Source organism: Metabacillus rhizolycopersici, from assembly GCF_020075705.1.
Genome location: NZ_JAIQUM010000305.1, coordinates 1 through 318 on the forward strand (window position 1 = coordinate 1; position 318 = coordinate 318).

At 39.0% G+C, this 318-nt stretch carries 1 protein-coding gene; it reads left to right on the forward strand.

What is annotated here, in order from left to right; all coding sequences use genetic code 11:
• Positions 1-77: 77 nt before the first annotated feature.
• Positions 78-318: transposase (locus K9V48_RS28760; RefSeq protein ID WP_224139100.1), on the forward strand; the 241-nt coding region annotated here is incomplete at its 3' end.

Sequence of the window (318 nt, forward strand, 5' to 3'; positions counted from 1 at the left end):
TGGATAGGCTACACTAAGTTGGACAGATAAAATAAGGGGATGTAAACTTAGACTATTAACTTAAGGAGCGTGCTACTATGACACGTCAACGTCGAACTTTTACACCCGAATTTAAACTGCAATTAGTGAAGCTTTATGAAAATGGCAAATCTCGCGCAGATATTGCCAGAGAATATGATATTACACCATCTGCTTTAGATCGTTGGATTAAAAACTATGGTGAATCTGGTTCGTTCGCTGCGAAAGATAATCGAACAGAAGAAGAAAACGAACTTGCTCGATTACGTAAGGAAAACCAGCGTTTACTGATGGAGAACG